Here is a 23,742-nt window from a genome sequence, read left to right on the forward strand (position 1 = left end):
CATTTCCCCGTGCCTCAGGAGACGGCCTGCATCCGGCCCGGATTGAAGATCCGCTGTGGATCGAACTTTTCCCGGACGCGCTCGCTCAACAGCGCCACCGGCGCGGGTTGCGGCTCGAACGATGGAATGGTCGCGCGAAAGCCGTCAGCTGCGCGAACGAGGCTCGCATGGCCGCCGCCAAGCGCCTTGATATAGCGGCGCACCAGCGCCGCCTCCGGATCGGCCTCCATGCGCAGCCACACAAGTCCGCCCTGCCAGTCATAAAAGGCATCGACACCCGTTTGCAGGCGCAACGCGGCAACCAGTTGGTGGCCGGCCGAAGGCGCAACCGAGACACGCCAGAGCGGGCGATCCGTGCCATCTGCATAGGGCTTCACATCGCGGATCTCCAACCAGAGCGCCGCCGTCTGCTCCGCATCGAGCCGCGATACCGGACCGAACTTTTCGAGCGCCTTCGACAGTTTTTCCGCGCGGATCGAGACCGAGGCCTGCAAGCCTTCCAGCCGAAGAACGGTTGCTGCGCCATCGGGCAGGCCGCCGGCGATGAACCGGCCGCGGACGCTCTCGGCCAGATGCGCCGCACCTGATACCTCGACCGTTTGCGCCATGGCTTCTGCCATCACGGCCGCCGCCTCGGCATCGTTCAAGCCCGAGACCACGACGGTTTCGCAGGCTGGCGGCTTCGGCAGCACGCGGAATGTCACCTCGGTCAGAATTCCAAGCGTTCCGTGCGAGCCCGCCAAAAGTTTTACCAGATCGAGGCCGGTGACGTTCTTCATCACCCGGCCGCCAGCCTTGATCGCGTCGCCCCTGCCATTGACGAAACGGACGCCGAGCAGGCTGTCGCGAGCGGCACCGGCGATGAGGCGCCTCGGCCCCGAGACATTGGCCGCGAAAACCCCGCCGATCGTCGGTTCGCCGGTCGTTGCAAAGATCGGGCGGTGGTCCATCGGTTCGAATGACAGCATCTGCCGGTTTTCGGCAAGGGCCGCCTCGACCTCGGCAAGCGGCGTCCCGGCGAGCGCGCTGACGGTCATTTCCGCCGGGTTGTAGCTGACAATACCTGAGAGACGGCGGGTGGACAGCACCCGGTCGGCGCGCACGGGGTTGCCGAGGCCGGAGCGCGTGCCGCCGCCGATGACGGTAAGCGACGCCCTTTCCGCGGCCATCGCCCGAACCACGGTTGCGATCCCCTCTTCGCTCGCAGGCTCGAAATGCACGATCATGCGGCGGGGCGTCCTTCGAGCGGAAAGACCTTGGACGGGTTCAGGATCCATTGTGGATCGAAGGCGGCGCGCGCCGCCATCTGCTGGTCCAGATCGGTCTGGGTGAACTGATGCAGCATGAGATCGCGTTTCTCGATACCGACGCCATGTTCGCCGGTCAGGCATCCGCCGGCATCGACGCAAAGCTTCAGGATGTCGTTGCCGGCGCTTTCGGCGCGTGCCGCATCATCGGGGTCGTTGATGTTGTAGAGGATCAGCGGATGCATGTTGCCGTCGCCGGCGTGAAAGACATTGGCGACGCGCAGACCGTAGGAAGCGACGATCTCGCCGGTGCGGCGCAGAACGTGGGAAAGCTGGCTGAGCGGCACGGTGCCGTCCATGCAGATATAGTCGGCGATGCGTCCGGTTGCGCCGAACGCCGATTTGCGGCCCTTCCAGATCAGCGCCGCCTCGAGCGCCGATTGGCTTTCCTTGATTGTGGTAACGCCGTGGCGCCGGGCAACGTCGATGATGCTTGCGAGCATCGCGTCCATCTCGGCCTCCGAGCCCTCCACCTCGACGATCAGTAGCGCCTCCACATCCAGCGGATAGCCGGCATGGGCAAAGGCTTCGCAGATCTCGATTGCCGGCTTGTCCATGAATTCCATGGCGACGGGGATGATGCCGGAACCGATGACGTCGGCGACGCAGGCGCCGGCGGCTTCAGAGGAGGCAAAGCCGAACAGCACCGGGCGGGCGCCCTCGGGCTTGGCGATCAGCCGCACGGTTGCCTCGGTAACGATGCCGAGCTGCCCCTCCGAGCCGCAGACAAGGCCGAGCAGATCGTAGCCGGCCGCATCGAACGCCTTGCCGCCGAGATCAATGATCGTGCCGTCGAACAGCACCATCTTCACGCCCAGCAGATTGTTGGTGGTGACGCCGTATTTCAGGCAATGGGCGCCGCCGGAATTCATGCCGATATTGCCGCCGATGGTGCAGGCAAGCTGCGAACTCGGATCCGGCGCGTAGAAGAAGCCATCGGCGGAAACGGCTTCGGAAATATTGAGATTGGTCACACCGGCCTGGACCGTCGCGGTGCGGTTGAAGAAGTCGATATCGAGGATGCGCGACATCTTCGAGAGGCCGATTACCACAGCGTCTTCCTGGGGGATGGCGCCGCCGGACAAAGAGGTGCCGGCGCCACGCGGCACGACGGGAATGCCGTAGCGGCTGCAATATTTAAGCACCGCTGCCACCTGTTCGGTCGTCTCGGGCAGGGCGACGGCAAGCGGCATGCGGCGATAGGCGATGAAGGCATCGGTCTCGAACGGCTTTAAGCCGCGCTCGTCGCTGATGAGGCAGCCTGATGGCAGCAGGTCTGCCAGGTCAGCAGCGATCTCGCGGCGCCGGGCGATGACGGCCGGCCTTGGCTGCAGAAAGCCGATCGTTTCCGCCATCAAATCCTCCGCCCATATGTCAATTGGTTCATTTTCTTTACCACTAGGATAGCCCCCTCGCAAATGCTATCGAGCTTTTCCATTTCGGAAACAATGGCAACGATTGATGACGAATTTAGGCGATCTTGAGATTTTTGCACGCGTCGTTTCCTCCGGCAGTATGTCGGCAGCAGGGCGGGCGCTCGGATTTTCCCCCGCGGTCATCTCCAAACGGATCAAGCGGCTGGAAGACCGGCTGGGCACGCGCCTGTTGCAGCGCACCACCCGGCAGATCTCGCTAACCGAGGCGGGCCAGGGCTTCTACGACCGCGTGCTCGGCATCCTCACGGGCATCGAAGAGGCGGAAGCCTATGCCTCAGGACGCTCGTCGCAGGCGCAGGGCGTGCTTCGCATTTCGGCGCCGACCTCCTTTGGCCGCATGCATATCGCGCCGCATCTGACCGGCTTCATGAAGGACCATCTGGATCTCAAGCTGCACATCGTGCTCACCGACGACTTTACCGATATCGTCGCCGAGGGCTTCGACATGGCCGTGCGCATCGGTGAGCTGACCGATTCGAGCCTGGTAGCGCGCAAGCTCGCGCCGGTCCGCAGGCTGCTCTGCGCCTCGCCGGACTACATTGCCAGCAACGGCGCCCCGAACGAGATTGGCGACCTCGCCCGGCATTTCTGCCTGCCCGCCCACAACAACGACAACTGGAAGCTCGAAGGGCCGGAGGGATCGCTCGTCTGGCACCCCGAAGGGCCGCTGGTGACCAATTCCTCTGAAATCGTCCGGGCGGCGGTGATCGCCGGCGCCGGCATCGCGCTCCGCTCCACCTGGGATATCGGCCCGGAGCTGCGCAGCGGCCAGCTGGTGCAGGTGCTGCCGCAATGGGAGGGCTCGAAGAACCTGACGCTATCGGCCGTCTACCCGAGCCGCCAGTTCCTGCCGGCCAAGGTGCGCCTGTTCATCGATTATCTCGCCGGCCTCTACGGGCCTGTCCCCTATTGGGAACGATAGGCGCTATTTGTGCTCGCCGTCGCCGTGATGGTGGCGGATGCGGCGAACGATGAGCCAGACGCCGGCGACCGCGAAGGGCACGGCAAGTCCGGTCAACAGACCGGGATCGATCGGCAGCTCATGGCTGACCGCCTTGGCGAGATAGCCGAACAGACCGACGACGTAATAGGAGATCGCGGCAACCGACAGACCCTCGACAGTCTGCTGCAGCCGCAGCTGCAACTTCGCGCGCCGATCCATCGAGTTCAAAAGGGCGCTGTTCTGCCGCTCCAGTTCGACATCGACCCAACTGCGCAGGAGCGCGGTGGCGCGGGCGAGCTTGCGCGACAGGTTCGCCTGCCGCTCCTCCACCGACTGGCAGGTGCGCATTGCCGGCGCCAGCCGACGCTCGAGAAAGGTGCCGATCGTCTCGTAGCCGGGGACCGCCGTCTCGGCCAGGGTGCGGATGCGCTCCTGGACGATGCCGTAATAGGCGCGGCTGGCGCCGAAGCGATAGAGGCTGAGTGCAGCACCCGCCTCCAGATCGGCCGCAAGCCGGGTGATCTCCGCCAGCATGTCGTCCGCCTCTTCGCGGACGTTCTCCTTCATGCGCTGAGTGATCGCCGTCAGGCCGTCTTCGGTGCGGCGGATCTCCGGCGACAGTGATTGCGCCAACGGCAGGCCGACCATCGCCAGCGTCCGATAGGTTTCGATATCGAGCAGACGCTGGATCAACGCGCCGGTGCCGGCCTCGGTCATGCCGCGGTCGATCACCAGGATCTGCGTCAGACCGTCACCGTTCTGGCGAAAGTCAGTGACGAGGATCGCCTGGCCGTTCTTCGTCTCGCTGTAACAGAGGCTGGTCGGGTCGAAAGCCTTGATCGCCTCGCGGGTCTCCGGTGAGTCCGCGCGGATCTCGAGGCGGATGCCCGAAATGAGCGAGCCGGGCGGCGAAAAGCCGTCGCCGAATGGGTGGATCGCCACCTCGCCACCGAAATGCTCCGGCGCCGGGCCGTCCCAAAAATAGGTCGAAAATTCCGTATGCCGTTCCCAGCGCAGCGTGCCCTGCCCCCAGGCCATGGCATGATGGTTGGCATCGCGTCCAGGCGGCGCAATGCCACGCGAACGCGACAATTCCGACAGAACGGCGTGGTCGACGATCGAGCCGCCCTCGGTCATGAAGGCGAGCTGAAAGATCACGCGCGGCGTCGCCACCAGGGCGTAAGGCCGCGAATGGACCTCGCCCAGCGCCTGCGCTCGCATCGGCGCGACCGGAAATGCAAAACTTCCCTTTGCCATGAAGCGCTTTATCCCCCTCACGCGTTCATCATGACTCTCTTATCAACCGAATGAGCAAAAGCAAAAGGACGCATTGCCGCAGTTTGACTTTTGTCAGGGCGGCCAAAGTGGACAAGGAAATTGACCAGTTGGCTGCCGATGCCTAGATTGCGGCGCATGGGAGACCCAAGCGTGACCGAAGACCAGATCGACCTCTATGCCCGCATCAGCCACAGCCGCACGGCGGACGAGGTTGTCCAACAGATCGAGCTTCTCATCCTCGAAGGCATCCTGCGCGACGGCGACAGGCTGCCGGGCGAACGGGAACTGTCGAAGCGTTTCGACGTGTCGCGGCCGATCCTGCGCGAAGCGTTGAAGGAACTGGAGGCGCGCGGCCTCGTCGAGAGCCGCCACGGCGGCGGTACCTTCGTTGCCGATGTCGTCGGCGAAGTCTTCTCCAAGCCGCTGATCGAGCTGATCGGCCGCCACCACAAGGCGACGCAGGATTATCTCGAATATCGCCGCGAACTCGAAGGCTTGACCGCGGAACTGGCGGCAACGCGCGCAACGGATTTCGACCGCGATATCCTCACGCGCATTATCGAGCGAATGCGAACCGCCCACCGCAGTGGTGACTTCAACGACGAACTAGCCTCCGACGTCGAGTTGCATCAGGCGATCGGCGAAAGCGCCCACAACATCATCCTCATGCACACGCTGCGCGCCTGTTACCGGCTGCTGACGCAGGGGATCTTTTTTCACCGCAATTCGGTCTTCGACGCGCCAGGGGCGCGTGACCGGCTGCTCGCGCAACACGAGGCAATCTACGACGCGATCATGGCCGGAGACCCGAAAGCGGCCAAGGCCGCTGCCCAAAGCCATATCGATTTTGTTGCCGCCTCCACCCGCGAGGCCGAGCGCACCGGCGAGTGGGCGCGCATCGCGCGGCTGCGCCTCCAGCAGCGCGATCAGGCGAGCTGAAGCCGGGACCAACGCCCGGTTGCCGCCCCGCTGGCAAAACAGGCGCGAAAGCACCATATTCTGTCGCATCGGGACCACAGTTTGCAGCGAAGCTGACCGCATATCCGGCAGCCGACACGGTGCGACGTTTACACGCAACGCGACGCTGGCATACTGGCTGGAACGTCCAACGAACACTGATTCGCTAAGAGGAGAGCAAACGACCTTGAACTTCCTGAACCGGCTCGCATCCGATGTGCAGCTGATGCTGCGTCGACCGGCGCGCATGCAATATGCAGCGCTCTGTTTCCGTGTTCGCAAGAAGTCCAAGGCGCTCGAGATTCTGCTGATCACCAGCCGTGATACCGGCCGCTGGGTCATTCCCAAGGGATGGCCTATGCAAGGCAAGCGTGCCCACGAGGTGGCCGAGCGCGAGGCCTATGAAGAGGCAGGCGTCAAGGGCCGAGTGCAGAAGGCCCCGGCCGGCTTCTATCTCTACAAGAAGCGCATGGATCACGGCCTGAAGATCTCGGTCAAGGTCCAGGTGCATGCCCTCGAGGTAGACGATCTCTGCAAGCACTTCCCCGAGGAAGGTGTGCGCAAGCTGGAATGGGTCAGCTGCGAGGAGGCAGCCAGCCGTGTCGCAGAGCCGACACTGAAGGAGCTTATCCTCGCCTTCGGCCGCCGCGTGGCGGCACCGCCCTCGCCGGTCCCCAAGGCCGTCACCGGCTAGCCACCGCGGGCGATATCTTCGGCCATCTTTTGCACAGCTTTGCAGACATCATCAATTCCGCTTGAAAGCATTTCGCGGTGGCAGTAGTGGCCATGGTGAAAAGGGAGACCGCCATTGCCAAAGTCGCGCACGCGCCTTGAAAAGCAGACGCTCGACAAGGATCTGGACAAGTTCAGCCTTGCCGAGGAGGCATCGCAGCAGGTGATGCGTGGTCTGGCAGCCCCGGGCCTCGCTCTCCTGTTCCTGCTGCTCAGCATGGCATTTGCCGCAAGCTTCGTGACGAACTCGGCGACCGCGCCGATCATCATCGCCGCAGCCGCGATCGCCGGCTACATGGCGATGAACATCGGCGCCAACGACGTCACCAACAACGTCGGCGCGGCCGTTGGCGCCAAGGCGATGTCGATGGTAACGGCGCTGACAATCGCCGCCGTCTTCGAAATCGCTGGCGCGATGCTCGCCGGCCGTCAGGTGACACTGACGGTCGAGGCGGGCATCATTTACGGAGAAGACATTCTCGGGGCCCAGACGATCGTCTGGGTGATGATGGCGGCGCTCGCCTCGTCGGCCGTCTGGATCAATATCGCCACCTATTCCGGCGCGCCGGTTTCAACGACCCATTCGATCATTGGCGGCATCGTCGGAGCGGGCATTGCGGCTGCAGGCGTCTCCAGCGTGCAATGGTGGGAACTTGCCGGCATCACCGCCAGTTGGTCGATTTCACCTGTTCTCGGCGGCGTCATCGCCGCTGCCTTCCTTGCGCTTCTCAAGGAATTCATCATCTACCGCGAGGACAAGATCGCATCGGCCAGGCGCTGGATGCCCGTGCTTCTCGGGGTGACGGCAGGTTGTTTTACCGCCTATCTCGCGGTGATCGCCCTGGTGCAGGTTGCCTCGATCTCGCTGGTGACGGGCCTCGGCCTCGGCCTGATCGTCGGCATCGTCGTCTATTTCCTGAGCAAACCGTGGATTCGCCGTCAGTCGGAGGGTCTCGACAACCGCAATCAGTCGCTACGCAAGCTGTTTCGTGCGCCGCTGATCCTGGCGGCTGCGCTGCTTTCCTTCGCACACGGCGCCAATGACGTTTCCAACGCCATCGGTCCGCTGTCGGCGATCGTGTCCGCGCTCGACGGTGTCATCACCACGGAGAGATCGCCAACACCGCTTTGGGAACTTGCGATCGGCGCCATCGGCATATCGCTCGGCCTGCTGCTCTATGGCCCACGGCTGATCCGCGTCGTCGGCCAGGAAATCACCCGCCTCAATCCGATGCGCGCCTTCTGCGTTGCGCTGGCAACCGCGGTAACCGTGCTGCTCGCCTCCGCCCTCGGCCTGCCGATCAGCTCGACCCACACGGCGGTCGGCGCCGTCTTCGGCGTCGGCTTCTTCCGCGAATGGTATACTCGGCACTCGCAGCGTCGCCTGGAATATGTGCGCCAGAAGACCGGGCAGGCAGACTTCATGGGATCGACCGAGACCAACTTTGCCGAGGTCCGCCGCCGCCGACTGGTGCGCCGCTCGCATTTTCTGACGATCGTTGCCGCCTGGGTCATCACCGTTCCGGCCTCGGCCCTGCTTTCGGCCGTCGTCTACTTCATCCTTTCCAGCCTGTTCATCTAGAGGTAATCGACATGCGCGCCAATTTTCGCATGCAGCGACTGTTCGTGGAACATGCACTCCATGCCGGTGCAACCCAGGAGACGACCAAGGAACAGTTCAACTATTTGATCAACGTGCTCCGCTACGAGGAAGGCGGGTCCGTCCTCGTGTTCAACGGCCGCGACGGCGAATGGCGAGCCGAGCTTTCGCTCCCGACCAAGAAGCGCCTGATCCTGACTGCCGTCGAGCAGACACGTCCGCAGCCGGCACCTTGCGATCTCGTCTATCTCTTTGCACCGCTAAAGGTCGGCCGCCTCGACTACCTCGTGCAGAAGGCCGTCGAGATGGGCGCCGGGGTGCTCCAGCCGGTGATGACGCAACATGTTCAGGGCAAGATCGGCAACCTCGACCGGGTGCGCGCCAATGTCGTCGAGGCCGCGGAACAATGTGGCGTGCTCGGCATACCCAGTGTCGAAGAGCCCCGCCGGCTTGAGGACCTGCTGCAAAGTTGGCCCGCGGATCGGCGCATCATCTTCTGCGACGAAGGCAGCAACAGCCAGAATCCGCTACCGATCCTGAACGGCATTAAGGAAAAGAAGCTGGCACTGCTGATCGGGCCCGAAGGCGGTTTTTCCGACAGCGAGCGAAGCCTGCTGCGCAGCCTCGATTTCGTCACCGCCATTCCTCTTGGCCCCCGCATTCTCAGGGCCGATACCGCAGCGGTTGCGGCCATGGCGGTCATACAGGCAACGGTCGGTGATTGGCACTAACCGGTCGTTCGCACGCAAGCGCGGCGCATACTTTTTTTGAACAGATCTTGAAAGAAATTGACTTGCACCGCACCTGAATACGGTTCAAGCAGCCCCATCCACTTCCGCTGACCGGCGGAACCGCTCAAGCAAAAGAAGACGCTCATGGCCCGAGATACCACCGACCAGACGCCGGTAACCTCTGTCGCTGACCTGACCGCTTATCTGGCGGAGGGCTCGAAACCGGAGGAGCGGTTCCGGATCGGAACGGAGCACGAAAAGTTTGCCTTCTTTAAGGCGGACAACAGCCCCGTGCCCTATTACGGCGACGCCAGCATCCAGGCGCTGCTCAACGGTATGGCTGCAAAGAGCGGCTGGGATCCGATCGTTGACGAGGGCAATATCATCGGTCTTGCCGAGCATTCCGGCAACGGGGCGATCTCGCTGGAGCCGGGCGGTCAGTTCGAGCTCTCCGGTGCGCCACTCGAAAACCTCCACCAGACTTGCAAGGAATCGAACCAGCACCTCGCCGTCCTGCGCGAAGTGGCCGAGCCACTCGGCATTCGCTTCCTCGGCATCGGTGGCAGCCCGAAATGGACGTTTGACGAAACGCCGCGCATGCCGAAATCGCGCTATGGCATCATGAGCCGCTACATGCCCAAGGTCGGCACCAAGGGTCTCGACATGATGTATCGCACCTGCACGATCCAAGTGAACCTCGACTTCTCCTCGGAAGAGGACATGCGCCGCAAGATGCAGGTGTCCTTGAAGCTGCAGCCGCTGGCGACCGCTCTGTTTGCAAGCTCCCCCTTCACCGATGGCAAGCCGAACGGGCTCCTGTCCTGGCGCGGCGATATCTGGCGCGACACAGACAACCAGCGCTCCGGCCTTCTGCCTTCCGCTTTCAAGCCGGACTTCGGCTTTGCGGACTATGTCGAATGGGCGCTCGACGTGCCTATGTATTTTGTCGTTCGCGACGACCACTATCACGACTGTACCCATGTCACCTTCCGTCAGTTCATGGGCGGAGCGCTCAAGGGCGAGATCGCCGACTGGCAGCCGAACATGGGCGACTGGACCAATCATCTCTCGACCCTCTTCCCCGACGTGCGCCTCAAGCGCTTCCTGGAGATGCGGGGCGCCGACGGCGGCCCCTGGCGTCGGATCTGCGCTCTGCCTGCCTTCTGGGTCGGCCTGCTTTACGACGGCGAGGCGCTCTCTGCCGCCGAAGCACTCACGCGCGACTGGACCTTCGAGGAGGTCGGCTCACTGCGTGACACAGTGCCCGCCCAGGCGCTCAACACAAAATTCCGCGCCGGCAGCCTCTACGACATCGCCCGCGAAGTCGTTTCGATCTCGCGCGGCGGCCTGAAGCGACGCAACCGGCTGAACGGCGACGGCATCGACGAAAGCCAGTTCCTCGCACCGCTCGACGAAGTGCTTGCCAAGAAGGCAACGCTCGCCGAGGATCTGCTGTCGCTCTACAACGGCCGCTGGAATGGCTCCGTCGATCCGGTCTTTGCCGAGTACCAGTACTGAGCCGGTAAGCCTGCCATTACAGCGCCGCGCGTCAGGCATGACGCGCCCAAGGACGCTGTAACCGCTTAAACTTGCTGCATAATTTCGTCCTTAAATCGAGCCGGATTTAAGGAATTATGCAGTAAAAAGCGGTTTCCAGCCTCCAATTTCCCGGTATAGTGCAACGATATGCGTCGCTTGCAGCGCCGCGCATCAGACATGACGCGCAAAGGACGCTGCCACGCTTTACACTTGCTGCATCATTTTCCCCTTAAATCGTTCCGATCTAAGGAATCAGGCAGCAGCCGAAGGGAACCGGGGATGGCACCGCTTTTTGACATGTTCACGCAGGCGCAGAACGGACAGGCCACGGAGCTGATGGCTCGACAATTCGGGCTTGCGCAGGAGCAGATGGCGAAAGCTACCGCAGCGCTGCTCCCGGCCTTTTCCGCCGCCTTCAAGCGCAACACCACAAACCCCTACGATTTCGGCGCGCTGCTGACGGCGATGTCCAGCGGCAGCTATGCCAAATACTTCGAGGACGTGAGCCAGGCATTCACGCCGCAAGGCATGGCCGACGGCAACGGCATCCTCGGCCAGCTCTTCGGCTCCAAGGAAATGTCGCGCGCGATCGCGGCCCAGGCAGCCCAGGTCACCGGCATCAGCCAGGAGATCTACAAGCAGATGCTGCCGGCCATGGCCGATACGTTGATGGGCGGGCTGTTCAAGCAGGCGACGGGCCAGTTTGCAGGCGCGAACGTCGCCTTTGCCAACAATCCGATGGCAACGATGATGCAGCAGTGGATGCAGGCGGCCGGCCTTGCCAGGAAGCCGGAGCCGCAGGCCAACCCCTTCGACAATCCGTTTACGCAGGCGATGCAGGACTTCTTCGGTGCCGGCAAGAAAGAAGAGAAGGCCAAGACGCCCGACCTCTTCGCCGATAATCCCTTCATGAAGGCGTTCCAGGACATGATGCAGACCGGCGCCGGCACGACAGCCAAGCCGGCTGCTGACAATCCTGCCGTCGCCCAGTTTTCGCAGATGATGAACAGCATGTTCGACAGCGGGCTGGAAATGCAGAAGGAATATCAGAAGAACATCGAGGCGCTGTTCGACAGCTACAAGACCGGCACCGGCGACAAGGCCTGAGCTGGATTAGAGCATTTCCAGAAAAAGTGCGAAGTGGTTTTCCGCCTGGAAATGCGTAAAAACAAAGAGATAGAGCGTTTCTGCGACTCCGTCTAAACCGGAAACGCTCGACGACGCTACCCTCACCAATCCGGCACCTGCTGGAAAAGAAAAAGGCCCGGTACATGTCTTGGTTCATGTACCGGGCCAAGCGGCAGGGTCTATTGGCTCTACCCTGCGGGGAACGTTTGGGCGCGCGATAGAGGCAGCAGCACCGAAACTTCGAAATTCGTAGCATGACCCGCGTTGGCGGCAGCTTGCGCGGATCATGCTCGACTGGCGCATCTCAAGCGGCGGGATGCGCCATAGGGAAATCAATCGTGACGGATCCCCTTGTAGAAGAGGCTCACGCGGTTTCGCGACGCACGCGTCAGATAGCTGGCGGGATTGTCGAAGAAGGGCGAGGTGATCGCCTCGTGCACATCTTCGCGCCGTAGCCCCATATCGAGCAGTTGGCGGTCATCCAGCTCATTCAGACGCGCAATCTGGCATCGGCTTCGAAGGCGCCATGCAGCCGTCATCACGCCGATAACGCCAGCGGCGCGGGAGGCATAGGCCTGCTTTCCGGCAACGAGGTCGAGGACGTGGTCGGTCGTGCGCATGACGGTACTCCTTTTTTCAGGCACGAAGGGACCCGTCCCCTGCGCGAGGTCAAACGCAGGGGTGGGCCAGGGAAGTTGGGATTAGCCGGCACCTGTGCCGGCCGGGATCAATGAAATTTGCCCCTGATAGATCGCAAATCCTTATTGATCAGTCCAACGAATGTTTTTAATGATATTCATCAAACAATCTTATGGGTGTATCACGGCCATGTCCGCACCGCTTGACATTGATCAGCTGCAAACCTTTGTCGCGATCGCCGACACGGGCAGCTTCACCAAGGCCGCCGACCGGGTTTTCAAGACACAGTCGGCCGTATCCATGCAGATGCGGCGCCTGGAAGAGCGCATCGGCAAGCCGTTGTTCATGAAGGACGGGCGCGGCAACCGCCTGACCGTCGAGGGTGACCGGCTGCTCAACTTCGCCCGCCGGATGATCCGTCTCAACAACGAGGCGATGGCCTCCTTCGACGACAATCGCCTCGAGGGCACGCTGCGCATCGGCACGCCTGATGACTATGCCGACCGCTACATGCCGGAGATCATCGTGCGGTTTGCCAAGACGCATCCGAACGTCGAGCTCTACATCATCTGCGAACCTTCGGTGGATCTTGCGGAGAAGATGGCCAAGGGCGATCTCGACATCGCACTGGTTACGCACAATCCACGTGCCCGAGCCTCGGACGTGGTGCGCACAGAGCCGCTCTGTTGGGTAAGTTCGATCAACCATCCGCTGCCGGAAAATGCGCCAATCCCGCTTGCGGTCGGCCGACGCGACTGCCAGTGGCGGCAGGCGGCCTGCGCCGCGCTCGATGCGACCGGCAAGGAATACCAGATCCTGTTTACCAGTTGGTCCTCGACCGTGGTCGCGGCCGCCGTGCTTGCCGGCATGGCGGTTTCGGTCCTGCCGGAATCGGCGCTGCGTCCGGGCATGAAGGTGCTGACGCTTGCGGACGGCTTCCCGGCGCTGGCTCCAGTGCAGATCGGCATCATGAAGCGGCCGGGTCTGTCGCCATCGCTATCGAATGCGATCACCAACCACATCACCGCCTGCCTGGACAACATCACGCCGATCACCGTCAACGACGACATCGACGGCGATATCAAGGGTTTTCCGCGCTATCCGCGGCTGCGGCAAAGCCACATGCTGCCGGGCTGGTAAGCATTTTTCGACACTTAGCAAAAAGGCCGCGCTTCCCGTGGGAGGCGCGGCCTTTTTTATGCGAAACGAGACGGGAGGGAAGAGGCGGACCCAGTGCCCGCCTCTTCTCCCCGCTTACAAGGTAGCGCTGCTGATCGCGCCGCCTTCATAGGCGTGAGCGGCTAGATCATTTCACTGTTTCATCGAAACAGTGAAATGATCTAACTCGTTGAAATAACGCAATTCCGGACGGGAAACCGTTTCACACTCTTCCTGGAATTGCTCTAGCCGAGCTTCGCCTTCAGAAATTCGACAGTGCGGCTCCAGGCAAGATCGGCTGCGGCCTTGTCGTAGCGGGCGGCCGACGTGTCGTTGTTGAAGGCGTGGTTGACGCCGTCATAGACATAGATCGTCGCGTCCTTGCCATTGTCGGTCAGCGCCTTGCGATAGGCTTCGATACCCGCATTAATGCGTTCGTCGAGGCCGGCATAATGCAGCAACAGCGCCGCCTTGATCTTCGGCACGTTCTCGGCCTTGGGCTGCGCGCCATAATAGGCGACACCCGCCTTGAGATCGGGCGCATTGACCGCAAGCCGATTGACCAGTCCACCGCCCCAGCAAAAGCCGATGGCGCCGACCTTGCCGGTCGACTGCGCGTGCTCTTCGAGGAATGCGACGGTTGCCACAGCATCCGCATTGGTTTCGGCGGCATCGAGCGCGCCGATCATCTCGCGTGCCTTGTCCTCATCCGCCGGCGTGCCGCCCGATGGCGACAGAAAATCCGGGGCGAGCGCGATGAAGCCCTCGAGCGCCATGCGGCGGGCGACATCGCGAATATGTGGATTGAGCCCGCGGTTCTCGTGGATGACGATGACGGCCGGCAGCTTTCCGGTCATGTTTGCCGGGCGGACCAGATAGCCCTTCATGTCGCCGTCGGCGCCGGGATAGGAAATGTCCTCGCCGATGATGCGATTGTCGGTATCTGCGATCATTTCGGCCTTGGCGCTGCTAGCAGCAAGCAAGGGGGCAATTGATGCTGCGGCCGCGGCAGAGCCGGCAAGTGCGGTCAGCGTTTCCATGAAACGGCGGCGATCAAGACTGAGATGGGTGTACTCGTCGTAAGCGTCGATCATTGCCTGCGTGATGACGGGTTTGTTCATGACGGCCTCCTTCGGTTTCTTCTCCTCAACAGCGCCGCGCGTTAGATATGGTGCGCCAAGGGCGCTGTAAGGCTTTAAACTCGCTGCATGATTTCTCCCACAAATCGGTTCCGATTTAAGGAATTATGCAGTGGCGGCAGCGCGAAAGATTACCGCCCGCGACAGAATAGGTCAGCGGGCGGCATCGAACATACAAACTTGCGTTACCGCTTGGCGGAAAGGCACACTTCGCAGCAGGCGGATCAGCCGGCGAGATCAAGCACAATGCGGCCATCGATCTTGCCCTCTTCCATGCGCTGGAAGATGGCGTTGATGTTCTCGATCTTGTCCCAGGTGAAGTGGGAGGCGACCTTGCCCTCGCCCGCAAACTCCAGTGACTCCTCGAGGTCCTGGCGGGTGCCGACGATAGAGCCGCGGATGGTGATGCGCTTCAGGACCGTATCGAAGATCGGCACGCACATCTGGCCAGGCGGCAGACCGACCAACGCCATCGTTCCCTTGGAGCGCAGCATGTTGAAGGCCTGCTCCATCGCCTTGGGTGCCACGGCCGTCACCAGCGCGCCGTGCACGCCGCCGGTCGCCTTCTGCACCTGCTCGACCGCATCCTTGTCGCGCGCATCGACGACGAGATCGGCGCCCAGCTTTCCCGCCAGCGCCAGCTTGTCGGGGAAGATATCGACGGCTGCGACATGCATGCCCATGGCCTTGGCGTATTGAACCGCCATGTGACCGAGACCGCCGATGCCGGAGATCAGCGCCCATTCGCCGGGGCGCACTTCCGTTTCCTTGAGACCCTTGTAAACCGTGACGCCGGCGCAAAGGACGGGCGCCGCCGGGCCGAACTCGAGCTTATCAGGCAGCCGGCCGACAAAGTCCGGATCGGCCAGGCCATACTCCGCGAACGTGCCGTTGACCGAATAGCCGGTGTTCTGCTGGCTGCCGCAGAGCGTCTCCCATCCGGTCCGGCATGGCGTGCAACCACCGCAGGCGGTGTGCAGCCACGGCACGCCGACGCGGTCGCCTTCCTTCAGCCGCTTGACGCCGGAGCCGAGCTTGGCGACATAACCGACGCCCTCGTGGCCGGGGATGAATGGTGGATTGGGTTTTACCGGCCAGTCACCGTTCACCGCATGCAGGTCGGTATGGCAGACGCCGGTCGCCTGAAACTTGATCAGCACCTGGCCGGGACCGGGCACTGGTATCGGCATTTCCTCGATCACGAGCGGCTTGCGGAATTCGCGCACCACGGCGGCTTTCATCGTTGCGGTCATATCGATCTCCGATGCTGTCTTGTTCGACGTCGGCGCAAAGGCCTTTGCCGGGCACGCGAGGCGCCAGCGACAAAGCTACGCTAACGACAGCCAGACTATCCGCAAAGTCGTGACGGGTACTTGATACGCATCAAGGCGCGAAGTTCATGTCGGAAAGTGTCGCAGATTTGTGTCAGTCGTGCCGGAGCGGCACCCGACCCAAAGCGCCGCGCGTCTTACCAGACGCGCAGAGGTCGCTGTAGCGTTTTGAATTGCTGCCTGTTTTGTCCTGAAACCGGCTGCGATTTAAGGAAACACGCAGCCATCAGTTCATCGCCATCCAGACGGAAAGCCAGATCCACATCCCACCGAGTGCAGCCACGCCGACCATGAACAGCGGTCGGCGGTAGCGGATGCGGTTGCTGGTGACATGGACGAAGGCATGCAGATAGCGCGAAGCAATGAGCACCCAGGCGAGCGCCAGCGAGACGATATTGTCAGCCTCGGTGATGTAGAGAAGCACGCAGCAGACGTGGAAAAGCACCGGCAGTTCGAACTGGTTGGCGATGCTGTTGCGGACGACCAGGCTCTCGCCCGGCTCGTCGCGGTTCTCGCGAAACTGCGAAACCGAAACCTTGCCGGCCCGCACGAGACCGACGCGGCGGATCGACAGCAGGGCATAGAGGACGAAAACGAGCAGCACATGCGCCACCATCGGCCGGAAGATCTCGAAGCCCGTCACCGCTCTTACTCCACTCGACACAACCAAACAGGAAAACGGGGGCGCCGGATGGCACCCCCCATCAGGAAAAACGGGGGCGCCGGCCGGCGCCCCCGGGAGGACTCTTAGTGCGAGCCCGGATAGTTCGGGCTTTCGCGGGTGATGGTGACATCATGCGCATGGCTTTCCCGAAGGCCGGCGCCGGAGATGCGCACGAAGGTGGCGCGCTCCTGATAGTCCTTGATCGTCGCGCCGCCGACATAACCCATCGACGCCTTGAGGCCGCCGGCGAGCTGATGCAGAACGCCGGACACAGGGCCCTTGTAGGGAACCTGGCCTTCGATGCCTTCCGGTACGAGCTTCAGCGTGTCGCGCACTTCGGCCTGGAAATAGCGGTCGGCCGAGCCCCGCGCCATCGCGCCAACGGAACCCATGCCACGATAGGCCTTGAACGAGCGGCCCTGGTAGAGGAACACTTCACCTGGGCTTTCGTCGGTACCGGCAAGCAGCGAACCGACCATGACGGCGGAAGCGCCGGCGGCGATCGCCTTGGCCAGGTCGCCCGAGAACTTGATACCGCCGTCGGCGATGACGGGAATGTCCGCGGCCTGAGCGGCTTCGACAGCAGCCATGATCGCGGCCAGCTGCGGAACGCCGACGCCGGCCACGATACGCGTGGTGCAGATCGAGCCCGGACCGATACCCACCTTGACCGCATCGGCACCGGCGTCGATCAACGCCTTGGTGCCATCAGCGGTGGCGACGTTGCCGGCCATGATGCGAACCGAGTTCGACAGCGTCTTGACGCGGGTGACCGCATCGAGAACGCGCTGCGAATGGCCGTGCGCGGTATCGACAACAATAAGGTCGACGCCGGCGTCGATCAGACGTTCGGCGCGCTCGAAGCCATCATCGCCGACGGAGATGGCGGCGGCGGCGCGAAGACGGCCCTGCGCATCCTTGGAGGCGTTGGGGTTCAACTGCGACTTCTCGATGTCCTTGACGGTGATGAGGCCGACGCAACGGCCGTCGCCGTCGACGACCAGAAGCTTTTCGATGCGGTGCATGTGCAGCAGGCGCTTGGCCTCCTGCTGGTCGACGCTTTCCTTGACGGTGATGAGGTTTTCACGCGTCATCAACTCGTAGATCTTCTGGTTCGGATCGGAGGCGAAACGCACGTCGCGATTGGTGAGGATACCGACGAGACGGCCCTGCTTCTGGCCACCGTTGCCGCCGTTTTCAACGACCGGGATACCGGAAATGCCATGGATCTTCATCAGGCCGAGGGCGTCCGCCAGGGTGCCATCGGGACCGATCGTCACCGGATTGACGACCATGCCGCTTTCGAACTTCTTGACCTGGCGGACCTCTTCGGCCTGCTCGACCGGCGTCAGGTTGCGGTGGATGACGCCGATGCCGCCGGCCTGTGCCATGGCGATCGCCAGGCGTCCTTCGGTCACGGTATCCATGGCCGAGGAAAGGATCGGGAGGTTGAGGTCGATATCCTGCGCGATGCGGGTAGAGATGTTCGTCTGTCCCGGCATGACTTCGGAATGCCCGGGCTGGAGCAGAACGTCGTCGAAGGTCAGAGCCTCCAGACCGGTTGCCGTTTCGATGATACGCGCCATGGCCAATTCCCTTCAATAAACGAAAATCCCCGGGAAACGGGCTGCGATTTGCCCACCGGGTGACTTCAAAGCTTTTCTTGGAAGTTGGCGAGGGCTCGTAACACGGATATGTCAGGATGAAAATAGCAAAGCCCGGGAAATGTCCCGGGCTCGACCCATTGTTGTTGCATGGCAACATTTTTGCCCGTCCGCAAAGCTCAGATATCGAGCTGGTAGCTCGCCGGCACGAAGCGATAGCCCTGGTCGTGCACTTCCACGAAACCGACGGCCGGGAATGGCATGTGGTAGCCGATGAAGGGCAGTCTTTCGTTCGCAATCATGTCGAAGACCTTGCGGCGCGAGACGGCAGCCGCTGCCTTGTCCATGTCGAAGCGCACCTCCCAGTCCGGCCGCTGCAGCGACAGGACATAATGATTGGCGGTATCGGCCGTCAGCATCATCGCCTTGCCGTCCGATTCGAGACGGAACACCATGTGTCCGGGGGAATGGCCGAAGGCAGCCATCGCCGAAATGCCCGGCGCCACGTCGGCGCCGTCGCCGATGAACGTCGCCTTCTCGGCGAGCGGCACGACCTTTTCCAGCACACCCTTATGGCCACCCTCGGCCGGCGTGCCGACCCGGGCCGGGTCCTTCCAGAAGGCATATTCGGCCTCGCCGATGATATAACGGGCATTGGCAAAGGCCGGCTTGCCGCCCTCCATCAGGCCGCCGATATGGTCGCCGTGCATATGCGTCAGCACCACCACGGAGACGCGCTCGGGCGCGTAGCCAGCCGCGCGGATGCCGTCGATGAGGCGGCCGGAACCCGCTTCCCGTCCGGCTTCGCCCAGGCCGGTGTCGAACAGGATCACCTCGCTCCCGGTATCGACGAGAACAGGCGAATAGCTGTTGAGCAGCGCGTCGGTTGGAAGAAAATTCTTGGCCAGCAATTCGGATACGGCCTGTTCCGACTGGTTCGTGCCGTAGGTCTCATGCGGCCTGGCAGAGACGCGCGTGCCGTCGCTGATGACAACAACCTTGAGCGCGCCGAGTTTGAGAGCCCGGATGGGCGTTTGTGCTGATTGCATGTTCCGGTTGTCCGCTTTTTCCTGCGCTGCGGCAGATCCCACCATGATTGAGGGTGCCGCCAATACACCCGTTGTCCCCGCCGTCATCAAGGTGCGGCGGTTCATCGACATGTCGCTCGTCATCATTTTCTCCCGAAATCGCAGCTTCGGTTCCATCACCCGGCCAGAACTAGCGTCTTGACAGCAACGGACAGGCGGGATCACAGGCTTTTGATCCACAATCGTCGGTTTGGTCCCGACAAAGCCATCGCAAGCGCTAGCTTGGAGCCGAGCTGACGCTGACCACGCCCAAGGCAAATTCGCATGAACCGTATCGTCCCGATGATCCTAGCCGTCGCGCTCTTCATGGAGCAGATGGATTCCACCGTCATTTCGACATCGCTGCCGGCTATCGCCCGCGACATCGGCGTCGGGCCGATCACGCTCAAGCTGGCGCTGACCGCCTATATGGTGTCGCTGGCGATCTTCATCCCCTTGAGCGGCTGGATGGCCGACCGTTTCGGCGCCAAGAAGATCTTTCGCGCGGCGATCCTCGTCTTCATCGCTGGTTCAATCCTTTGCGCCATCTCCGACAGCCTGCTCGCCTTCGTGCTGTCACGGTTCCTGCAGGGCATGGGCGGTGCGATGATGACGCCCGTCGCCCGCCTCGTCTTGGTGCGCAGCGCACCGCGCAGCGAGCTCGTCTCGGCCATGGCGCTGCTCACGATCCCGGCGCTGGTGGGGCCGCTTGCCGGGCCGCCGCTCGGCGGCTTCATCACCACCTATTTCTCCTGGCACTGGATCTTCCTGATCAACGTGCCTGTCGGCATCGCCGGCTATATCCTCTCCGGCATCTACCTGCCCCACATGGAACCCCGCAATCCGCCGCCGGTCGACATTGTCGGCTTCCTGCTCGGCGGCATCGCCGCATCCGGCGTCGTCTTCGGCCTGTCGGTCATCAGCCTGCCGGCGCTGCCGCCGATCATCGGTATCGGCTCGGTCATCACGGGTGTGATCGCCACCCTGCTTTACATCGTCCATGCCCGAAGCCATCCGCACCCGATCCTCGACCTCAAACTGTTTCAGGACAGCGCGTTTCGCGCCGCCCAGATCGGCGGCACGGTATTCCGCATTTCCGTCGGCGCGGTGCCCTTCCTGATGCCGCTGATGCTGCAGGTCGGTTTCGGCCTCAACCCGTTCCAGTCCGGGATGATCACCTTCATCGGCGCGGTCGGCGCGATCACCACCAAATTCTATGCGCGCCGCGTGCTCGCCTTCGCCGGCTTCCGCACGACGCTGATCATCGCCGCCATCATTGCAGCGGTCACCACCTTCGCCAACGGCTTCTTCACGCCGGCAACGCCCTATCTGGTGATGGTCACCATTCTCTTGATCGCCGGTTTTGCCCGCTCGTTCTTCTTCACCAGCGTCAACGCACTGTCGTTTGCCGATATCGACGATGCGGATGCCAGCAAGGCGACATCGATGAGCGCGGTTCTGCAGCAGATCAGCCTGGCGCTCGGCGTGGCCGTTGCCGGCGCGATCCTCGAAATCGAGACCTCGCTCAGCGGCGGGCCGCTGCAACTCGACAACTTCCATACTGCCTTCATGATCATCGCCATCGCCAACCTTCTGGCGGCAATCCCGTTCCTGACAATGGCGAAGAATGCCGGCGCATCCGTTTCCGGCCACAGGCTGCCCGTGCGGGAAATCGAAACGACGGCAGGAAAGTGAAAGATTATTCCGGCCGTTCGCAGACGGCAGACAGCTTGTTGCCATCCCGGTCGCGCACGAAGGCCGCGTAGAAATGCGCGTGGAACGGCCTGAGGCCGGGGGCGCCCTCGTCCGTGCCGCCGTTGGCAAGTGCTGCCGCATGGAAGGCATCGACCGCCGCGCGCGTTTCGGCTTCAAGCGCGATGGTCGCTCCATTGCCAAAGGTCGCAGGCTTGCCATTGAACGGTGTCACCACCCAGAAGCGGCACCTGATATCGCCATCGGCGCTGTAGCCGATTTCGGTCTCGTCCTGGCGCTGACGGCGGTATCCGAGCGTCGCCAGAACCGGGTCGTAAAACACGCCCGCGCCGTCGAGATCGTTGGTGCCGACCGTCACATAAAGCAGCATGATTTAGTCCGCAGCCTCGTCTTCCATCGGTTCGTCCGTGTCGGTGACGCGGCGTCCCTTGAAGCCCTTGGCGAGCAGGAACATTTCCACCGATTCGGCACGCGAAGACGCCGGCTTGATGTGGATGACCTGGCGGAAATTCTGTTTGAGCATGTTGAGCAGATCGCGCTCGGTGCCGCCCTGGAAGGTTTTTGCCAGGAAATGCCCACCTTCTGCGAGAACGTCGACGGCGAAATGGGCTGCGACTTCGCAGAGATGCATGGTACGGAAATGGTCCGTCTGGCGGTGTCCCGTCGTCGGCGCCGCCATGTCGGAGATGACCAGATCCGGCGTGCCGCCGATCGCTTCCATCAGCTTCTCAGGCGCCTGCGGGTCGAGGAAGTCCATCTGCAGGATGCGAACGCCCGGCAGCGGATCCATCTCCAGGAAGTCGATCGCTGCCACACGCGGATCGCCATCCGTCGAATTGGTCACCTTGGCGGCGATCTGCGACCAGCTGCCGGGAGCGGCACCCAGGTCGATGATGCGACGGGTGCCATTGAGGATCTTGTGCTTCTCGTCGATCTCCAAGAGCTTGAAGGCCGCGCGCGCCCGGTAGCCTTCGAGCTGGGCGCGCTGGACATAGGGATCGTTGATATGGCGCTCGATCCAGCGGCGGGACGAAGCCTTGAGCTTGCCCTTCTTGACCTTCTGACCAAGCTTTCGACCGCTGCGGTTGCCGCCAACAGGAGGTTTCGTCATGTCTTGTTTCCTTCGTGGCGGCGACTGCCGCACATCCCTTCGGACGCACCGGGCCTGCCGTATCTGCAGAAGTTATCGCACAATTGCCTAAATCGTTGTCCGATTGAAGGAATTATGTGGTTGAGCTGCGCTGATGCCGGCGCGGTCGCGAGCGCCGCCAGGCGCCATCATCCGCCATCATGTCGGTCAGCAAGCCTTCGCGCAGCCCGCGATCGGCAACACGCATGCGCGTCGATGGCCAGCGGCGACGGATCGCTTCGAGGATTGCGCAGCCTGCCAGCACCAGATCGGCGCGATCGGGGCCGATGCAAGGGTTTGCCGCCCGCGCATCAAAATCCCACGAAAGCAGCCGCGCTTGCATGGCGGACACCTCGTCATCGGAAAGCCAGAGACCATCGACGCGGCGGCGGTCGTAGCGCGGAAGATCCAGATGAACGCCGGCAAGCGTGGTCACCGTGCCCGACGTGCCGATCAGGTGGAAGCCGCTGCCGGCAATGCCCGTTGCCAGCGCTTCGACCGGCGGGCTGTCGAAACGCGACAGCATGCCCTCGACTTCCTGGACCATGGCTTCGAAGTTTGCCGGGGTGACATGTTGGCCGCCATGGCGTTCGGAAAGGGTCACGACGCCGACCGGCAGCGAGGTCCAGTGGGTGATGTGATTGGCGAGCCGATTAGACCTGCTATCGCCGATGCGGATGACGGCGATCTCCGAGGAGCCTCCGCCGATATCGAAGAGAACGACCGACCTTGTCTCGCGATCGACCAGCGACGAGCAGCCCGACACGGCAAGCCGCGCCTCGGTCTCGCGGTTGATGATCTCAAGCTCGAGCCCGGTTTCCTTGGCCACGCGCTCGAGGAAGCTTTCGCCGTTTTCGGCGGCGCGCGCAGCTTCGGTGGCGATCAGCCGGCGGCGGCGAATCATCCGCGCACCCAGTTTGGTAGCGCAGACTTTCAGCGCCTCGACGGCGCGGTCCATCGCGTCCTCGGACAACCGGCCGCTGGCACCCAGCCCTTCACCCAGCCTGACGATGCGCGAGAAGGCATCCACCACCCGGAACTGGCCGGGGCGGGTCGGCTGCGCAATCAGCAGACGGCAATTGTTGGTACCGAGATCCAGCGCCGCATAAAGCGGCGCCGGCGGCTCGCTGGCGGCAACGAACGGCGCGCGCGGCTGGTCGCCCCGCGGGGCAGCCTGCCCGCCGGACTGAGGCGCTCCGGGCCTAGACGTGGTTGCGCCCTCGCTGGGGCGCGATTGTGCTTGCTGCTGACGCTCGCCCGAGGTGAGCGGCCGTCCCTGAATGCCACGGCGATGCCGCGCCTTCTTGTTGCGCTTGTGCCCCTTCCTGTCGCCCATTGCCGGGTCGACAAGCTGCACGTCGCGACCGCCCGCGGAAGCGGGCGCGGCCTGAGCCTGCTGTTTTGCGGATTTCGAACGACGACGCCGTTTGCGCTTGCGCGCCGGTTCCGCATCGTCTGGTCCTGCGGGACGCCCTGCCATGCCGGCACCGCCGGGTTGGCTGGCAATTGCAGACGGCAAAGCAGACGACTTGCGCCGTTTCCGCTTGCCCTTGCCGTTGCGCGGACCCATCTTGGGTCCATCGCTACGGCCTGCTGCCGACGCCCCGGATTCGGACGGCTTTTCGCCGTGATCGGGGTCTTTCACTT

21 protein-coding genes are annotated in these 23,742 nt (G+C 62.7%); 9 read left to right on the forward strand and 12 right to left on the reverse strand.

Annotation, left to right across the window (positions count from 1 at the left end):
• Positions 1-14 precede the first annotated feature (14 nt).
• Both glcE and ASD03_RS03270 read right to left on the reverse strand, forming a co-directional pair.
• Complete coding sequence (gene glcE, locus ASD03_RS03265) at positions 15-1,226, reverse strand: glycolate oxidase subunit GlcE (protein WP_057211572.1); 1,212 nt, start codon at positions 1,224-1,226, stop codon at positions 15-17.
• On the reverse strand, positions 1,223-2,662 hold the full coding sequence (locus ASD03_RS03270; RefSeq protein ID WP_025426042.1) for an FAD-linked oxidase C-terminal domain-containing protein: 1,440 nt from the start codon (positions 2,660-2,662) through the stop codon (positions 1,223-1,225). The genes glcE and ASD03_RS03270 overlap by 4 nt, the downstream gene beginning before the upstream one ends.
• Positions 2,663-2,768: 106 nt before the next feature.
• Between ASD03_RS03270 and ASD03_RS03275 the strand changes: the two genes are divergently transcribed.
• A complete protein-coding gene (locus ASD03_RS03275) occupies positions 2,769-3,665 on the forward strand; it encodes a LysR family transcriptional regulator (RefSeq protein ID WP_025426041.1) in 897 nt (298 codons plus the stop codon).
• Between the two features lie 3 nt (positions 3,666-3,668).
• On the opposite strand, the gene ASD03_RS03280 is transcribed toward ASD03_RS03275, so the two are convergent.
• The gene (locus ASD03_RS03280; RefSeq protein WP_025426040.1) at positions 3,669-4,943 is read right to left on the reverse strand and encodes a DUF3422 family protein; all 1,275 of its coding nucleotides are present in this window, start codon (positions 4,941-4,943) and stop codon (positions 3,669-3,671) included.
• Positions 4,944-5,114: 171 nt separating this feature from the next.
• Between ASD03_RS03280 and ASD03_RS03285 the strand changes: the two genes are divergently transcribed.
• The 6 genes from ASD03_RS03285 to ASD03_RS03310 all read left to right on the forward strand — a co-directional run bounded on the left by ASD03_RS03285 (position 5,115) and on the right by ASD03_RS03310 (position 11,630).
• Positions 5,115-5,903, forward strand: coding sequence for a FadR/GntR family transcriptional regulator (locus ASD03_RS03285; RefSeq protein WP_025426039.1), 789 nt, complete (start codon positions 5,115-5,117; stop codon positions 5,901-5,903).
• Positions 5,904-6,108: 205 nt separating this feature from the next.
• Positions 6,109-6,615: an NUDIX hydrolase gene (locus tag ASD03_RS03290; RefSeq protein ID WP_025426038.1), complete on the forward strand. Its 507-nt coding sequence runs from the start codon at positions 6,109-6,111 to the stop codon at positions 6,613-6,615.
• Between the two features lie 114 nt (positions 6,616-6,729).
• Positions 6,730-8,235, forward strand: a complete 1,506-nt coding sequence (locus ASD03_RS03295; RefSeq protein ID WP_025426037.1) for an inorganic phosphate transporter — start codon at positions 6,730-6,732, stop codon at positions 8,233-8,235.
• Positions 8,236-8,246: 11 nt separating this feature from the next.
• Positions 8,247-8,984 (forward strand): 16S rRNA (uracil(1498)-N(3))-methyltransferase, encoded by a 738-nt coding sequence (locus tag ASD03_RS03300; RefSeq protein ID WP_025426036.1) that lies wholly within the window; start codon positions 8,247-8,249, stop codon positions 8,982-8,984.
• Between the two features lie 144 nt (positions 8,985-9,128).
• A complete protein-coding gene (locus ASD03_RS03305) occupies positions 9,129-10,502 on the forward strand; it encodes a glutamate--cysteine ligase (RefSeq protein WP_025426035.1) in 1,374 nt (457 codons plus the stop codon).
• A gap of 300 nt (positions 10,503-10,802) precedes the next feature.
• Positions 10,803-11,630, forward strand: a complete 828-nt coding sequence (locus ASD03_RS03310) for a DUF937 domain-containing protein (protein WP_057212479.1) — start codon at positions 10,803-10,805, stop codon at positions 11,628-11,630.
• Between the two features lie 353 nt (positions 11,631-11,983).
• On the opposite strand, the gene ASD03_RS03315 is transcribed toward ASD03_RS03310, so the two are convergent.
• The gene (locus ASD03_RS03315) at positions 11,984-12,271 is read right to left on the reverse strand and encodes a DUF1127 domain-containing protein (protein WP_025426033.1); all 288 of its coding nucleotides are present in this window, start codon (positions 12,269-12,271) and stop codon (positions 11,984-11,986) included.
• A gap of 208 nt (positions 12,272-12,479) precedes the next feature.
• Here ASD03_RS03315 and ASD03_RS03320 point away from each other — a divergent pair, with 208 nt between their 5' ends.
• Positions 12,480-13,430 carry a LysR substrate-binding domain-containing protein gene (locus ASD03_RS03320; RefSeq protein WP_025426032.1) on the forward strand — a complete coding sequence of 317 codons (951 nt, stop codon included), beginning with the start codon at positions 12,480-12,482 and terminating at the stop codon, positions 13,428-13,430.
• Between the two features lie 263 nt (positions 13,431-13,693).
• Here the strand turns inward: ASD03_RS03320 and ASD03_RS03325 are convergent, their stop codons facing one another.
• The 5 genes from ASD03_RS03325 to ASD03_RS03345 all read right to left on the reverse strand — a co-directional run bounded on the left by ASD03_RS03325 (position 13,694) and on the right by ASD03_RS03345 (position 19,358).
• The gene (locus ASD03_RS03325; protein WP_025426031.1) at positions 13,694-14,569 is read right to left on the reverse strand and encodes a dienelactone hydrolase family protein; all 876 of its coding nucleotides are present in this window, start codon (positions 14,567-14,569) and stop codon (positions 13,694-13,696) included.
• Positions 14,570-14,811: 242 nt separating this feature from the next.
• Positions 14,812-15,840, reverse strand: a complete 1,029-nt coding sequence (gene adhP / locus ASD03_RS03330; RefSeq protein WP_025426030.1) for an alcohol dehydrogenase AdhP — start codon at positions 15,838-15,840, stop codon at positions 14,812-14,814.
• A gap of 304 nt (positions 15,841-16,144) precedes the next feature.
• Positions 16,145-16,561: an MAPEG family protein gene (locus tag ASD03_RS03335; protein WP_057212481.1), complete on the reverse strand. Its 417-nt coding sequence runs from the start codon at positions 16,559-16,561 to the stop codon at positions 16,145-16,147.
• 104 nt (positions 16,562-16,665) lie between these two features.
• Positions 16,666-18,168: an IMP dehydrogenase gene (gene guaB / locus ASD03_RS03340; RefSeq protein WP_025426028.1), complete on the reverse strand. Its 1,503-nt coding sequence runs from the start codon at positions 18,166-18,168 to the stop codon at positions 16,666-16,668.
• A gap of 197 nt (positions 18,169-18,365) precedes the next feature.
• Entirely contained in the window at positions 18,366-19,358 is a 993-nt protein-coding gene (locus ASD03_RS03345) for an MBL fold metallo-hydrolase (protein WP_025426027.1), read from the reverse strand.
• Positions 19,359-19,538: 180 nt separating this feature from the next.
• Here ASD03_RS03345 and ASD03_RS03350 point away from each other — a divergent pair, with 180 nt between their 5' ends.
• Positions 19,539-20,948, forward strand: a complete 1,410-nt coding sequence (locus ASD03_RS03350; protein ID WP_025426026.1) for a DHA2 family efflux MFS transporter permease subunit — start codon at positions 19,539-19,541, stop codon at positions 20,946-20,948.
• Positions 20,949-20,952: 4 nt separating this feature from the next.
• Here the strand turns inward: ASD03_RS03350 and ASD03_RS03355 are convergent, their stop codons facing one another.
• From ASD03_RS03355 to ASD03_RS03365, 3 genes are all read right to left on the reverse strand, one after another.
• The gene (locus tag ASD03_RS03355; RefSeq protein WP_025426025.1) at positions 20,953-21,336 is read right to left on the reverse strand and encodes a VOC family protein; all 384 of its coding nucleotides are present in this window, start codon (positions 21,334-21,336) and stop codon (positions 20,953-20,955) included.
• Positions 21,337-21,339: 3 nt separating this feature from the next.
• The gene (locus ASD03_RS03360) at positions 21,340-22,077 is read right to left on the reverse strand and encodes an RlmE family RNA methyltransferase (protein WP_025426024.1); all 738 of its coding nucleotides are present in this window, start codon (positions 22,075-22,077) and stop codon (positions 21,340-21,342) included.
• A gap of 112 nt (positions 22,078-22,189) precedes the next feature.
• Entirely contained in the window at positions 22,190-23,740 is a 1,551-nt protein-coding gene (locus ASD03_RS03365; protein WP_025426023.1) for a Ppx/GppA phosphatase family protein, read from the reverse strand.
• Positions 23,741-23,742: the final 2 nt, after the last annotated feature.

This window comes from Ensifer sp. Root127 (assembly GCF_001425225.1).
Classification (GTDB): Bacteria; Pseudomonadota; Alphaproteobacteria; order Rhizobiales; family Rhizobiaceae; genus Ensifer; species Ensifer canadensis.

Coding starts and splice junctions, on each gene's coding strand:
- glcE (WP_057211572.1), bottom strand. CDS start 1,226: ATGATCGTGCATTTCGAGCCTGCGAGCGAAGAGGGGATCGCAACCGTG.
- ASD03_RS03270 (WP_025426042.1), bottom strand. CDS start 2,662: ATGGCGGAAACGATCGGCTTTCTGCAGCCAAGGCCGGCCGTCATCGCC.
- ASD03_RS03275 (WP_025426041.1), top strand. CDS start 2,769: ATGACGAATTTAGGCGATCTTGAGATTTTTGCACGCGTCGTTTCCTCC.
- ASD03_RS03280 (WP_025426040.1), bottom strand. CDS start 4,943: ATGGCAAAGGGAAGTTTTGCATTTCCGGTCGCGCCGATGCGAGCGCAG.
- ASD03_RS03300 (WP_025426036.1), top strand. CDS start 8,247: ATGCGCGCCAATTTTCGCATGCAGCGACTGTTCGTGGAACATGCACTC.
- ASD03_RS03305 (WP_025426035.1), top strand. CDS start 9,129: ATGGCCCGAGATACCACCGACCAGACGCCGGTAACCTCTGTCGCTGAC.
- ASD03_RS03310 (WP_057212479.1), top strand. CDS start 10,803: ATGGCACCGCTTTTTGACATGTTCACGCAGGCGCAGAACGGACAGGCC.
- ASD03_RS03315 (WP_025426033.1), bottom strand. CDS start 12,271: ATGCGCACGACCGACCACGTCCTCGACCTCGTTGCCGGAAAGCAGGCC.
- ASD03_RS03320 (WP_025426032.1), top strand. CDS start 12,480: ATGTCCGCACCGCTTGACATTGATCAGCTGCAAACCTTTGTCGCGATC.
- ASD03_RS03325 (WP_025426031.1), bottom strand. CDS start 14,569: ATGAACAAACCCGTCATCACGCAGGCAATGATCGACGCTTACGACGAG.
- adhP (WP_025426030.1), bottom strand. CDS start 15,840: ATGACCGCAACGATGAAAGCCGCCGTGGTGCGCGAATTCCGCAAGCCG.
- guaB (WP_025426028.1), bottom strand. CDS start 18,168: ATGGCGCGTATCATCGAAACGGCAACCGGTCTGGAGGCTCTGACCTTC.
- ASD03_RS03345 (WP_025426027.1), bottom strand. CDS start 19,358: ATGACGAGCGACATGTCGATGAACCGCCGCACCTTGATGACGGCGGGG.
- ASD03_RS03350 (WP_025426026.1), top strand. CDS start 19,539: ATGAACCGTATCGTCCCGATGATCCTAGCCGTCGCGCTCTTCATGGAG.
- ASD03_RS03355 (WP_025426025.1), bottom strand. CDS start 21,336: ATGCTGCTTTATGTGACGGTCGGCACCAACGATCTCGACGGCGCGGGC.
- ASD03_RS03360 (WP_025426024.1), bottom strand. CDS start 22,077: ATGACGAAACCTCCTGTTGGCGGCAACCGCAGCGGTCGAAAGCTTGGT.